Below are 13,986 nucleotides of genomic sequence, written 5' to 3' on the forward strand. Positions count from 1 at the left end.
ACGATGATTAGAAGTGAAGGACTCGTCAAAATTTACAAAATGGCGGATCTTGAGGTGTTCGCTCTGCAAGGTCTGGATCTACAGGTCGAGGCCGGCGAGCTAATGGCGATTATCGGCAATTCAGGCAGCGGCAAGTCGACTCTCCTGAATATGCTGGGGGGACTTGACAAGCCGTCGGCCGGCAAACTTTATGTGGACGGCAAAGACCTGCTGAAGTTTGGAGAAAAGGAACTGGTAGACTATAAGCGCGATACAGTCGGTTTTGTATGGCAAAACAATGCGCGTAATCTAATTCCTTATTTAACGGCGCTTGCTAATGTGGAGCTTCCGATGCTGCTTCGCGGCAAGCACCGGCGGGCTCGGGCTATGGAGCTGCTGGAGGCGGTGGGGCTTGGCCACCGGATGAAGAACAGGCTGAATGAGCTGTCTGGCGGTGAACAGCAGCGGGTGGCGATCGCGATTGCGCTTGCCAACGATCCGAAGCTGCTGCTCGCCGATGAGCCAACAGGATCCCTCGATACGAACACATCGAATCAAGTACTCGATTTGTTCCGAGCGCTTAATCGATCGATCGGAATTACGATCGTAATTGTAACGCATGATCCGGAATTGGCCCGCAAGGTGGACCGGGTCGTTCAGATTCGGGATGGCAAAACGTCGGCAGAGATGATTCGTAAAGTCTCTTACGCTGATGAGCTGGCCATGTTGGATGCCGAAAGCGCCATGCTGGAGGCGGAGAGCCACACGGAATATGCGGTGCTGGATAAAGCGGGTCGGTTGCAAATTCCTTCCGGTTTCCTAGACACGGAAGGATTCAAAGAAATCAACAAGGTGCGGGTAGAAATGGAGGATGGACGCATTGTCCTCTATCCGCGTTAGGAACGCACGGAAAGTTAACGTAGCAGCAATCTTAAAGATTATGACGTGATTGGGAAACCTCCTATACAAAAGCAAAAACCTCATTTCCCGCTATTAGGCGAGGATGAGGTTTTTTTGCTAGAAATGTCAGACGAATCCGCCAAGCAAAAATGTAAGCGGTTACGCGATAATGGAAAACAACTTACGATATTCGTTAGCACTTACACCGGTATACGCTTTGAACTTTTTATAGAACCAATCCATCTCCGAATATCCGATCTCATTCGCGATTTCGTACACCTTCATGTCCGTATTCTCAAGCAGCAGCTTTGCTTTCTCCATGCGCTGCTGCAGCAAATATTCATTGAAGGTCATATTTTCCTGATACTTGAATTTTTGACCTAAATACGAGCAATTGAAATGCAGACTGTTGGAAATTTGCTTCAAGGTAATATTTTGATGCAGCGATTCATCGACATATTCCTTGACCCTCTCGATGATATTAGGCTGAGGCTGGGCATCATTTTCCACAGGCGTCCATGATAGCGCTTTATTTTTATCGTTTACACAATCAAGCTCGCCTTTGACGGTCAGAAGACATGAAGTCAGTTCAACAGAAGAAACAGGGTCTGGCAAATAATCGTTTACTTGGTAATAGAGAGCCTTTCGGGCAAGCTGGAAGTCGTTGCTTCCGCCTATCAAGACGAGCGGTACGCGGCTCTTCCGGCGAATGTAATCACAAAGAAACAAGGCGTCATGGTGAGAGCCGTTCATGCCGACCAGGATGAGCGAAAAATAGTTTCGATCGAGAAATTCGATAGCGTCCGCAGAGCTGTTCGCATAAGCGTCCAATTCAAATCCAATTCCATTCCACTCTGGCATATGTTGCAACATCTCCATCGACGATGTGGAGTCATAGTCGACAAGCAGCACTTTATACACGATGGTTACCTCCCAATTGCATTTGCTTGAGCGTAAACGTCTACCGCCGTATTTGGCTGTAAAAGCTAACGTTTCGCTGTGAAATATAAGCACAGTAAATCAACAGATGCTTTACATTCTTATACTTGTACTTAGGGGTTTCCCTGACGGGAGATAAGTCTACGCTTTAATTATGTAAATTGGGGGCAGTGGATACAACGTGCTTTTCTTTGCATTGCCCGCAGGTTTTTACTTGTTGAAAAAAAATCGGCTTTTGGCGAAAGTAAATGATTTCCAATCTAGAATATGACGGGTAATAAACCTGATATTCAACAGGTTGTTGCTTGCCTTATGAAAGCGCTACACTTTCGATGTAGTTCAATATGTTAAGGGGGATTCGCAATGAAGATTCGTAAATTAATGGTTTTGTTATGCGCGCTCGTTCTCGTTCTTTCTGCATGCAGCAGCGGTTCGGGCAACAGCAAGAACAACGGAACAAACGGCGGCTCGAAAAATGGCTCGGGCAATGCGGGCACGGAGACGACCGTTCCTGAGGGCGACGGAGAAGAAGAGTTATACAGCTCGCCCGAGATGGACTTCGACATGGGTGGAAGAACGATCAAAGTCGTTGCCTGGTGGGATATGGCGATAAAAGAAGACAATCCGGATAACATACAACGCAAGAAAAACCTCGATGAACTGATGAAGAAGCATAACTTCAAAATGGAATACGTAGCGGTCGACTTCGGCGAATATCAACAAAAAGTAACAGCATCCTTGCTTGCGGGCGAACCGCTTGGCGATATCGTCCGTTTGGGAAGAAACTATACGATCCCGACATTGGTTAAGCAAGATTTGCTATGGCCGGTCGACGAGTATACGAAAAACACGAAAGTGTTCAATCAAAAGGCGACAAACGAATTCTTTGCTTATGAGGGCAAAGGCTATGCGTTCACAGAAGACCAGGGCAACCTGATTCAAGGCATTTTCTACAATCGGACTCTCTTGAATCAGCTTGGCATCAAGGCGCTTCAAGATTATGTGAACGAAGACAACTGGAATTGGGATACATTTGTTCAAGCAGCGAAAGAAGCCAATAAAGATACAAACAACGACGGCAAGCTGGATACTTGGGGGCTTGCAAATTCTCAAGTTGTCGAGCATGCGATGTATTCGAACGGTGCTCACCTGACGAAAGGTGACAAGCAAAACCTGGATGATCCAGCAACGCAGGAAACATTGAATTTCTTGTCGAAACTCGCAACCGAACAAGTGTACAGACCGACTGAGGGTGGAGATTGGACGGAGCCTGGACAGTTTTTCCGTCAAGGAAATACGCTCATGTATGCTGGTGCCATTTATGAACTGAATGGCTTCAAAACTGATATGCCGGATGCGGATATCGGCTTCGTACCGTTCCCTAAAGGACCAAGCGCAACGGAATATCATTCCGGCGAAGGCGCCTACCAAGCAATAACAATTCCAAAGGCAGTGGAGCATCCAGAACAGCTGCTTTACATTTGGGAAAAAATCAACGATATCGACTCCGAATACGACTATCCGGGTCAGGCGTCCCTTGAAAGCAGTTTTGCGAACGAGGATGACATTAACAACGCCAAGCTAGTTGGATCTGGCATGATCGTATTCGACCATGGCACGTACGGCGATGCTTTGAAGTTCTGGGACTTTGTCGGAGAGATCAACAGCGGGGTATCGGTATCTACAGTTGTCGAGAAGTATAAACCGGTATTCCAAGCGGCAATTGATGCGGTGTATGGTTCTTAACATGTAATAAAGGGTGAGAGACAGTCCCCATTTTAGAACTATTTCTAATGGGGACTGTTGTTGAATTTAACTTCTTACTGCAGGAGGGAGAAAAGTTGAACTTCAGAAAGAAGAACTACATCGCAATTATACTCGTTCTCACCGTAGTGGCAACTTCTATATGGGCTTTCTACCCTTCAGATTCGAAGGATAGCAGACGCGTAATGGCCATGGGAGATTTCGACGCTGTTACGGCATCAGCAGGAGAAGACAGTTATGATGCGTATTTGACTAGCCACATAAATGCTGGTCGGCCGGAAGAAGTCATCCGAATAGAGGGCGAGAAGTTCTCGGGAACGACTGGAGAAGGGTTCGACATAGCGGGCGATTTAGAAGGACTGTCCGGCAAGGCGGTTGTCACTCCGGATAACGGCTCCATTGTGTGGGATGTACTGGTAAAACAAGCGGGTCTGTACAACATAAGGATTCATTATTTGCCGATCGAGGGAAAAAGCTCTGCGATCGAAAGGCAGTTTGCCATTAACGAAAAAGTCCCTTTTAAGGGAGCGGATATTTTATTATTCGATCGCGTTTGGGGAAATCGACAGGACGAAATCGAGCGTGACGATCGCGGCAATGAAATCAGGCCAAGGCAGGTAGAAAAACCAGCATGGCAAATCGGAATTTTCACGGATCGAAATGGATATTATGACGAGCCTTACTCCTTTTACTTTGAGAGCGGGCAGCAATCGTTTTCCTTGACGGCCTTAAGGGAACCGATGGCGATTGATTATATTGAGCTGTATCAGGAACCAGTTTTGTATTCGTATGAGGATATGAAGAAAGAGTATGAGACCAAAGGAATCAAGGCAGTATCGGATCAATACCTTGAAATCCAAGCGGAGGACGCGGTCGCCAAATCATCTCCTACGTTATATCCGCTGGCGGACCGGTCGAGTCCGACGGTCGTCCCTTACAATGTGTCGAAGCTTCGAATCAATACGATCGGCGGAACAAACTGGAAGCTTCCTGGACAGTGGATCGAGTGGGAGTTTGAGGCCCCGGAAGACGGCTTATATCAGATCGCGTTAAAGCAAAAGCAGGATACGCTGCGCGGCATATACGCCACTCGAAGCCTGACGATTGACGGAGAGACTCCTTTCCTGGAGATGAAGCGCTTGCGCTTTAATTTCAACATGGATTGGGAGATGAACGTACTGGGCGATGAAGAAGAGCCGTATTTGTTCCATTTGTCCAAGGGAACGCATCGCATTCGAATGGAAGTTTCACTCGGCGATATCGCCCCGCTCATTCGAACGATTGAATCCAGCGTGCTGCAGCTTAATGAGATGTATCGGAAAATATTGATGATTACGTCAAATACGCCCGATCCGTTCCGTGATTACCAATTAGGGAAGCGGATACCGGACATGGTTAAGACATTCGAAGAGCAAGCCGTAATCATACAGAACGTAGCCGATTATTTAGAGAAATCGACAGGAGAGCGGAGCGACAAAGTAGCCGTTCTTCATACCATGGTTGGTCAATTAAAGGAAATGATTAAAAATCCGGAAACGGTTGGCAATCGCTTAACCGCATTTAAAACGAATGTCGGGGGATTAGGCACGTGGATTCTCACAGTTCGCGAGCAACCGATTAAGCTGGATTATCTCATTGTGTCCTCTCCAGACAAGAAGCTTCCGAGAGCGGGAGCGACTTTTTTTCAAGAGATGAAGCATGAGCTTGGTGCGTACTTTGCTTCTTATACCGAGGACTATGACAGCATCGGCAATACGGGAGGAGAGCAGGACCGTAAAATAACGGTGTGGATTACAACGGGACGGGATCAAGCACAGGTGCTTAAGAGCTTAATCGACGATTCCTTCACGCCGGAGTCGAATATCGCGGTTGATTTAAGGCTTGTACCGGGGAACATCTTGCTTCCGGCAACACTGGCAGACGAGGGACCTGACGTTGCCATGCAAATCGGTGAGGACATCCCCGTGAACTATGCGATGCGGGATGCTGCGACAGACTTGACTCAGTTTAGTGATTTCGATGAAGTAGCCTCGCGTTTCCATGACAGTGGACTTACGCCTTACAAGTACGATCAAGGCGTCTATGCACTGCCTGAGCAGCAGTCGTTCCCGATGCTGTTCTATCGGAAGGATATTCTTGAGGAGCTGGGGCTTGCGCCGCCTAAGACATGGCAGGATATTTACAACATGATTTCCGTCCTCCAGAAGCACAACATGGAGTTTTGGCTGCCAATCGAGGCTACGAACGCAAGTCTCGTACCGAATGCGACCTTCTCTATGCTGCTTTATCAGAATGGCGGCGAATTCTATCGTGATGACGATAAGAAGAGTGCGCTTGATACGGATTTATCTATGGAAATGTTTAAGAAGTGGACGCAATTTTATACGAACTACAAATTCCCGGTACTGGCAGACTTCCCGAACCGATTCCGTACGGGCGAGATGCCAATCGGCATTGTGGACTATACAACATATAACATGCTGACGGTGCTCGCGCCTGAGATTAAAGGGCTGTGGGAGTTCACGCTCGTTCCTGGTACGGAGCAAGATAACGGAACCGTTAATCATGCGGTAGCTAGTCATACGACTGGCGTTATGATGATGGAGAATGCCGATAATAAGGAAGCGTCCTGGGAATTTATGAAATGGTGGACCAGCAAGGATACGCAAATTGCTTACGGTAGAGAGATGGAAGGTTTAATGGGCGAAGCTGCACGTTATCCAACTGCTAACGTAGAAGCACTTGCAGAATTGCCTTGGCCAATCAAGGATTACAACAATCTGTCCAGTCAGTGGGAGTGGGTTGAAGGCATACCTCAAGTGCCGGGCGGTTATTTCACCGGCCGACATCTGGACAACGCCTTCCGCAGAGTCGTCAACGCGAACGAGAATTCTAGGGAAGCGCTTAACGATTATGTGCTCTACATTAACGATGAAATCGAGATTAAGCGGAAAGAATTTAATTTACCGTAATTGTTTGGGGGTGGAGTTCATTGCAAGCCGAAACAACCAGTCAAGCCGTATCTAATCTTATCCATCCGAAGAAAAAATCGAAGTTGTCCCATGTATGGACGGAATTGAAAAAAAATAAGCATTATTACCTTCTGATGAGCCCATACATGCTTATTTTCTTTACCTTTACGGTTATTCCGGTCGTATTCTCGCTCATACTTAGCTTTTTTTACTTCAACATGCTCGAATTTCCGCGGTTTGTCGGATGGCAGAATTACTCCAGATTATTTCTGAACGACGACATCTTCATGATTGCATTGAAGAACACATTCATCTTCGCAATCATTACCGGTCCGGTCAGCTATATTGCCTGCTTTTTCTTTGCGTGGGTTATTAACGAGCTGTCACCTAAGATACGGGCGGTTATGACTTTGATCTTCTATGCGCCGGCGATTTCTGGAAACGTGTTTTTTATCTGGCTGATTGTATTTTCGGGCGACCGCTATGGTTATTTGAACGGATTCCTGATTAAATTCGGATTTATTCTGGAGCCGATCCAATGGCTGACTAATGAAAAATACATTCTTATGATTGTCATGATCGTGCAGCTATGGCTCAGCTTAGGCACAAGCTTCCTTGCCTTTATAGCAGGACTGCAAACGATTGATCGGACGCTGATAGAAGCGGGTGTTGTAGACGGAATAAAAAACCGCTGGCAGGAGTTATGGTTCATTACGCTGCCTTCGATGAGGCCGCAGCTGCTGTTCGGCGCCGTTTTGCAAATTACGGGATCTCTCGCGGTGGCCGATATTACGATCGCGCTCGCGGGTTTCCCGAGCGTCAACTATGCGGCGCACACGATTGTAACCCACCTGATGGATTACGGCACGATTCGATTCGAGATGGGTTATGCCTCGGCGATTGCGACCGTTTTGTTCGGTATTATGATCGGGACTAACAAATTGACGCAAAAACTGCTCAGAAAGGTAGGTGAGTAACGTTGGTCGTTAAAATGATGACCGTATTTCGGACGACGAAGCGCCTGAACCGTTCGTTTACGGTTAGCTTCATCTTGTTCGCGTTTCTCGCCGTGTTCGGAGCTTTTATGGTGCTGCCTCTGCTTTATGCAGTGAACAACGCCTTCAAGCCGCTGGACGAATTATTTATCTTTCCGCCGCGTTTTTTCGTTAATAATCCGACATTGGATAACTTCTATGACCTGATCGCCTTGATGGGCAATTCATGGGTACCGTTATCGCGTTACATTGCCAATACAGTGCTTATTACTCTCATCGGAACTGTAGGTCATATTTTGCTTGCTTCCGCCGCGGCTTACCCGCTCGCTAAATATCAATTCCTCGGATCGAAGACGCTTTTCTCGATCGTGGTTCTGTCGCTGATGTTCTCGGGTCATGTCACAGCGATTCCAAACTATATGGTGATGTCTTGGCTCGGCTGGATCAATACGCATGCATCTATTATCGTTCCTTCGCTCGCTTTTCCATTAGGCCTATTCCTAATGAAGCAATTCATGGAGCAGCTTCCGACGGCATTGCTGGAAGCCGCCAAGATTGATGGAGCGAGCGAGTACCGGATCTATTGGAGCATCGTGATGCCGAATGTGAAGCCTGCTTGGCTAACCCTTATGATTTTGCAGTTTCCTATGCTATGGGGAACCGATGGAGGCAGTTTCATCTACAGTGAGAACCTGAAGACGCTTCATTACGCACTGGGACAGATTACGCAGGGCGGTATCGCGCGCGCTGGCGTTGGGGCGGCCGTCGCGCTCATATTAATGGTCGTACCGATCACGCTCTTCGTCATCTCGCAAAGCAGCGTCATTCAGACGATGGCGACTTCCGGGATGAAAGAGTAGAGAGGAGACTTGCACGATGTTGAAGAGAAAAACGAAACTAAGGGCTTATCTCCTTGCGGCCATATGCTGCGTATTCGGCATAAGTGCGGGAGGATCGATTGCTTATGCGGCGGATGGCGATTCTTACAACTATTCGGTTTGGGGAGAATCTGTCGTATCTCCTTCCGCCTATGAAGCGACGACTTTAATGACCGGGACTACGCTCGGTGTAGGCGCGTTTAAAGATCCAAGCGATCTGCACGTCACGGTAGACAATGAAATCTATGTGCTGGATTCAGGAAATAACCGAATCGTCGTGTTGGACGAAGATTATCGTCAGAAGGCAATCATCGACACCTTCAATAACGCCGGAGTAAACGATACGTTTCTGAATCCTCAAGGTATCTTCGTAACCGACCAGAAGCATTTGCTGATCGCCGATACGGGGAACAAGCGAGTCGTTCATCTGGATGAGAAAGGCCGTTTGGAGCAAATCGTAGATAAGCCTGAATCCGATCTGCTGCCGGCCAACTTCAATTTTCAACCGGTGCGGGTCGTCATGGATAAAGCGCAGCGCATCTATGTCATGGCGATAGGTGTGTTCGACGGACTAATGGAGTTTAGCGCGGAGGGTGCGTTCACTTCTTACATCGGAGCGAACCGTGTCTGGGTAGATCCGGTGGAGCTGTTCTGGAAGCGGCTGTCGACGAAGGCGCAGCGCAGCCAAATGGTGATGTTCACACCAACAGAGTTTACCAATATGGACATTAATGACGAAGGCTTCATTTACGCGACCAGCGGTGATTCGGGCGACACCATTCGTAAGCTGAACGCCCAAGGCAATGATATTTTGCGAAGAACCGGTTTTTACAAACCACAGGGCGATATTAACTTTACGAGCGATCTTGGACCTTCCAGACTTATAGACGTCGATATTACGGACAGTGAAATCTACTCGGTTCTTGATTCGAAGAGAGGTCGGATTTTCACTTATAACGGAGACGGGCAATTCATGTACGTGTTCGGAGGCATGGGCAATCGGATCGGAGAGTTCAACACGCCGGTTGCTATTGAACGGGTTGGGGACGATTTCCTCGTTCTGGACAAGGCGTTCGGCGAAATGACGTTGTTCCAGACGACGGAGTACGGCCGGACGTTGAATGCAGCAGTCAGAAGCTATTACAAGGGCGAGGAAGACAAGGCGCTTCAGCTCTATGAGAAGACTATTAATATGAACACGAATTTGGATTTCGCTTATTCCGGCATCGGCAAGGCGATTCTGAGGCAGGGCGACTACAACGATGCGATGCGTTACTTCAAGCAAAGCCTTGATCAACCCAACTATTCCAAGGCGTTTCTCCTTTACCGCAAGGAAGTGCTAAGAGCAAACTTCAGCACCGTTATGACGGTTGTCATCGGATTAGCCGCCGTTACCCTGATCGTAAGGATCTACCGGAAAAAGCGGGCTAGAAAGAGGGGCGTTTCGTTTGAATAAAGAGTACATTAAATTTCCATTTTATGTTATCATGCATCCCTTTAACGGTTATTGGGAGCTGAAATACGAACAGAACAAGAAGCTGAACTTGATCTTGTCGTTCGGGATTCTGCTGATGCTTATCTTGACTAACGTACTAAGCAGCCAGTACAGCGGGTTTCTAGTTAACATCTACAATCCTGAATACATGAACAGCTTAATGGAGATCACTTATGTTCTCGTACCAGTCTTATTCTGGTGTGTAGCGAATTGGTCGCTTACGACTCTAATGGATGGTGAAGGTAAATTCGTGGATATCTTCACATCCACCTGCTTCGCACTGCTGCCTTTGGTTATTGTCAACTTCCCGTGGATTTGGCTAAGCAATGTCATTTCCATGCAAGAGACAACGTTTTATTATTTCTGCAACAGCTTTGCCGTTCTATGGTCGGTATATCTTCTGTTCGTTGGAAATATGACCGTTCATCAATTCACACCAAGCAAAACAATCGTAACGATTATGCTCTCGCTGATTGCCATTGGGTTCATGGCGTTTCTCTGCTTATTGTTTTTTAGCTTGATTCAACAAATTATTACCTTCATCACGATCTTATATCAAGAAATCACCTTGAGGAATTAGGAAAGGAGGAACGTTAGATGCGTATGGCCAGAAATGCCATCTTGTCCGCGTTTCTCGCAACCGGACTGCTGGTCGCCGGCTGTTCCAGCTCGGGTACCGCAAACCAAGCGGAAGACGCGCAGCAGCTAGAGGCGGCATTCGTGCAAGGAAAGGCGCTTAACGCTTCGTTCACGGATGCGCGTCTCGCCGATATGAAGGGAATCGCCGAGAATGAGCGGCTTAGGCTGTTCATCAACGAGGAGACGGGCGCTATTGCCGTGCTTAACAAAAGCGGAGGCGAAGTATGGCATAGCAATCCCCTCGAAGCGGAGGCTGATCCTGTCGCAACCGGGGTGAATAAGGGTTTGCTGTCCTCGCAATTGAAAATAGATTACTATAACAGCTTCGGACAGGTCAATTCGATTAATACGTTCCTGGACAGCGTTGCATACGAACAGGTTAAATATGAAACGATTGATAGCGGAGTTAAAGTAACCTATAAATTTGGTAAAGCCGAGAGATCTGCCATGGATCTGCCTCTCATGTTAAGTATGACTCGTTTTGATGAGTTGTCGGGCAAGCTGGATAAGGCAGGTCAACGTGCTTTGCGTATTGGGTATACAAAAAATGAGGATAAAGCGGTCTATGCTCGGAATGACCAAGCGCTGAATGGTCTTCAGCTTGATCGTGCGTTCAAAGCATTCGAGGATGCCGGCTATACGCAAGAGGATCTGGAGAAGGATATGGCTGAACTGAATTTTTCGCAAGATTCGCCTGCACCGAGAATTTTCCTCGCTTCCATCGAGTATAAGCTCGATGCGGACTGTCTTGTTGTTAGGGTCCCATCACAGGAAGTTCAGTCTCCTAGCGAGTATCCGGTCAGCAGCGTCTCAATGCTAAGCTTCTTTGGCGCAGCGGGGAGTAAGGAGAAAGGCTCGATCTTCGTTCCGGACGGCTCCGGCGCTCTCATCTCGTTCAATAACGGCAAGACGAAGTACCCTGCGTACCAGCAGGCGGTTTACGGTAATGACCAGGCAATGGAGAGGGTCGAGAACGCTGTTAACGAACAAACCGTTAGGCTGCCGGTTTTCGGCATGATCAGGGACGGCAACGCATTTCTTGGCATTATCGAAGAAGGCGCGCCTGTTGCGACGATCAATGCGGATATCAGCGGCAAATTGAACAGCTACAATTATGTTTATCCGACCTTCAACGTTACGAACAAAGGGGAGCTTACGCTCCAGGCGAACGGATCGGAGCGAACATTGCCGAAATTCCAGGAACATCCGATGAAAAGTGATTTTACGGTGCGTTATGCCTTCCTTACGGGCGAGTCAGCATCGTATCAGGGCATGGCGGAGTATTATCGTGAATATTTGGAGCGCCAGGACGGATTACCGGCTCCGAAGAAGGGGAGCGGGGATAGTGAGCTTCCGTTCTACGTTCAGGTCGTGGGAAGCATTGCGAAACAGAAGCATTTCGTCGGCGTCCCGTACATGACGCTCGAGCCGCTTACCACTTTCAAGCAGACGCAGGAAATGATTAGCGAAATGAAGAAGCTCGGCATCGCTAATATTAAGCYTCGATATGCTGGTTGGTTCAACGGCGGACTCGATCATAAAGTACCCGATGACCTGTCGGTAGACCATGCGATTGGCGGTGCAAAAGGCTTGCGCAGCTTGGCGTTGTTCGCGAAGGAGCAGGACGTAGACCTCTATCCTGACGTAGCGATTCTAACCGCGCATACGGGGAAGGGATTCGACGAGAAGGAGGAAGCATCGCGTTCTCTGCGTGGCGTACCTTCGTCATTCTATCCTCTTGACCTTGCGCTAGGGCGACGAGACCGCTCGAAGTCCCCGTCCTATGTCGTATCGCCGAGGCGTGTCGGCACTTACGTGGATGCTATTCTAAAGGACATGAAAGGTTTCAATGCGGACGGGATTTCGCTTCGTGATATGGGCGACAAGTTGAATAGCGATTTCCGCAAAAACAAACAAATCGACCGTACAGAGTCAGAAGATATTTCTACTCAGGCGCTGAACAAAATTCGTGAAGCAAACTTGAATATTTTGGCCGAGGGCGGCAATGCTTACACACTGCCTTACTTATCAGATATTACAAACGCACCTTTAACGAACAGTCGCTATAAGCTCGAGGATCAAGAAATTCCATTTTTCCAAATGGTGATTCGCGGAAATATCAATTATACAGGTTCGCCTTATAATTTGACCAGCTACACGAATGTAAGACAATATATTCTGAAATGTCTCGAGTACGGCTCCGGCGTATACTTCGAATGGATTCACGAGCCGAATTACAAGGTTAAGGATACGGAATTCAGCAAGCTATATGCAGTCAATTACGAACAGTGGCTGGAGCAGGCTGCACATATTTATGCTGAAGTGAACGGTGTACTGAGTAAAGTTCAGAATGAGCGTATCGTTGCGCACGAGAAACTAGCTGAAGGCCTGTTCAAAACCGTGTATGAAAGCGGGACGTACGTCATCGTTAACTACAATGCGACGAAAACAACAATAAACGGGATGACGATAGAGGCCGAGGGTTATGTGACGGGTGGTGAGCAATCTTGAAAACGATAACGAAGCTGGTATTCAGATCAAGAACGTACAACGAGCAGAAGGCTTTGTGGGGCTTTCTGTACGTGCTGCCCTGGCTGCTTGGATTTCTATTTTTCTTTTTTATTCCTTTATTGACTTCACTGCAATACAGCTTAAGCTCGATTAAGGCCAATGCGAACGGGATGACTATGAAATATATCGGATTCGCGAACTATATTGAAGCGCTCACGGTAAATACGAGCTTTAATCGAATATTAACGGAATCGGTCGTTAATATGGTCGTAAACGTTCCGCTTATCGTTATTTTCAGCTTGTTTCTGGCTGTGCTGCTGAATCAAAAGTTCGTCGGGCGAGCACTGGCAAGATCGATCTTTTTCCTTCCAGTTATACTTGCTTCCGGCGTCATTGCGACTTTGGAGGCATCAAGTCTGGTGCAAGCGATCAATGAACAAAATGCGAACGGGGGCGTATTCTCGAGCGGTACGCTAGAGCTGGCGAACATTATGGTGAGATCAGGCGTCAATGAGGATATTGTCTTGTACTTGATGGATGCTGTCGAAAGGATTTATCAGATCGTCAGTCAATCCGGTGTGCAAATTCTTATTTTCCTAGCTGGCATTCAGACCATCTCGCCGCAGCTGTATGAGGCCTCCAAAATCGAAGGGGCGACCGGGTATGAGGCATTTTGGAAAATTACGTTTCCGATGGTCAGTCCGCTCATACTCGTAAACGTCATTTATACGATTATCGACTCTTTCTCCAGGAACAACATGACGACGCTAATCAAAGAAACCGGCTTTACCACCTTTAATTTCGGGCTTAGCTCGGCGATGGCGTGGATCTACTTCCTGGTCATCATGATCATTCTATTAGTTAGTGCATACTTCATATCCAAGCGGGTCTTCTACCAGGAATAGAAGGAGAGT

The 13,986-nt window shown here is 47.6% G+C and carries 10 protein-coding genes; 9 read left to right on the top strand and 1 reads right to left on the bottom strand.

The window, feature by feature from the left end; translation table 11 throughout:
- Positions 1 to 3: 3 nt before the first annotated feature.
- Entirely contained in the window at positions 4 to 879 is an 876-nt protein-coding gene (locus AB4Z17_RS11910) for an ABC transporter ATP-binding protein (protein WP_441910284.1), read from the top strand.
- A gap of 159 nt (positions 880 to 1,038) precedes the next feature.
- On the opposite strand, the gene AB4Z17_RS11915 is transcribed toward AB4Z17_RS11910, so the two are convergent.
- Positions 1,039 to 1,800, bottom strand: coding sequence for a response regulator transcription factor (locus tag AB4Z17_RS11915; protein WP_441910283.1), 762 nt, complete (start codon positions 1,798 to 1,800; stop codon positions 1,039 to 1,041).
- Positions 1,801 to 2,181: 381 nt separating this feature from the next.
- Here AB4Z17_RS11915 and AB4Z17_RS11920 point away from each other — a divergent pair, with 381 nt between their 5' ends.
- The 8 genes from AB4Z17_RS11920 to AB4Z17_RS11955 all read left to right on the top strand — a co-directional run bounded on the left by AB4Z17_RS11920 (position 2,182) and on the right by AB4Z17_RS11955 (position 13,977).
- Positions 2,182 to 3,564, top strand: coding sequence for an ABC transporter substrate-binding protein (locus AB4Z17_RS11920; RefSeq protein ID WP_441910282.1), 1,383 nt, complete (start codon positions 2,182 to 2,184; stop codon positions 3,562 to 3,564).
- Between the two features lie 95 nt (positions 3,565 to 3,659).
- Positions 3,660 to 6,554, top strand: a complete 2,895-nt coding sequence (locus AB4Z17_RS11925; protein ID WP_441959938.1) for an extracellular solute-binding protein — start codon at positions 3,660 to 3,662, stop codon at positions 6,552 to 6,554.
- A 20-nt stretch (positions 6,555 to 6,574) separates the two neighbouring features.
- Positions 6,575 to 7,531 (top strand): carbohydrate ABC transporter permease, encoded by a 957-nt coding sequence (locus tag AB4Z17_RS11930; RefSeq protein ID WP_339204238.1) that lies wholly within the window; start codon positions 6,575 to 6,577, stop codon positions 7,529 to 7,531.
- A gap of 14 nt (positions 7,532 to 7,545) precedes the next feature.
- A complete protein-coding gene (locus AB4Z17_RS11935; RefSeq protein WP_441910388.1) occupies positions 7,546 to 8,409 on the top strand; it encodes a carbohydrate ABC transporter permease in 864 nt (287 codons plus the stop codon).
- 16 nt (positions 8,410 to 8,425) lie between these two features.
- Complete coding sequence (locus AB4Z17_RS11940; protein WP_441910280.1) at positions 8,426 to 9,883, top strand: hypothetical protein; 1,458 nt, start codon at positions 8,426 to 8,428, stop codon at positions 9,881 to 9,883.
- Positions 9,876 to 10,502 carry a Yip1 family protein gene (locus AB4Z17_RS11945; protein WP_441910279.1) on the top strand — a complete coding sequence of 209 codons (627 nt, stop codon included), beginning with the start codon at positions 9,876 to 9,878 and terminating at the stop codon, positions 10,500 to 10,502. Before AB4Z17_RS11940 ends, AB4Z17_RS11945 begins: the two co-directional genes overlap by 8 nt.
- A 17-nt stretch (positions 10,503 to 10,519) precedes the next feature.
- Complete coding sequence (locus tag AB4Z17_RS11950) at positions 10,520 to 13,072, top strand: DUF5696 domain-containing protein (protein WP_441959939.1); 2,553 nt, start codon at positions 10,520 to 10,522, stop codon at positions 13,070 to 13,072.
- Complete coding sequence (locus AB4Z17_RS11955; protein WP_441910277.1) at positions 13,069 to 13,977, top strand: carbohydrate ABC transporter permease; 909 nt, start codon at positions 13,069 to 13,071, stop codon at positions 13,975 to 13,977. The genes AB4Z17_RS11950 and AB4Z17_RS11955 overlap by 4 nt, the downstream gene beginning before the upstream one ends.
- Positions 13,978 to 13,986 lie beyond the last annotated feature (9 nt).

The sequence above is a fragment of the Paenibacillus sp. TAF43_2 genome (assembly GCF_052113545.1).
In the GTDB taxonomy this organism is placed as follows: Bacteria; Bacillota; Bacilli; order Paenibacillales; family Paenibacillaceae; genus Pristimantibacillus.

Bases quoted from the DNA above. Each gene is read 5' to 3' on its own strand.
- AB4Z17_RS11920 (WP_441910282.1), top strand. From the start codon at position 2,182: ATGAAGATTCGTAAATTAATGGTTTTGTTATGCGCGCTCGTTCTCGTT.
- AB4Z17_RS11910 (WP_441910284.1), top strand. From the start codon at position 4: ATGATTAGAAGTGAAGGACTCGTCAAAATTTACAAAATGGCGGATCTT.
- AB4Z17_RS11935 (WP_441910388.1), top strand. From the start codon at position 7,546: ATGATGACCGTATTTCGGACGACGAAGCGCCTGAACCGTTCGTTTACG.
- AB4Z17_RS11940 (WP_441910280.1), top strand. From the start codon at position 8,426: ATGTTGAAGAGAAAAACGAAACTAAGGGCTTATCTCCTTGCGGCCATA.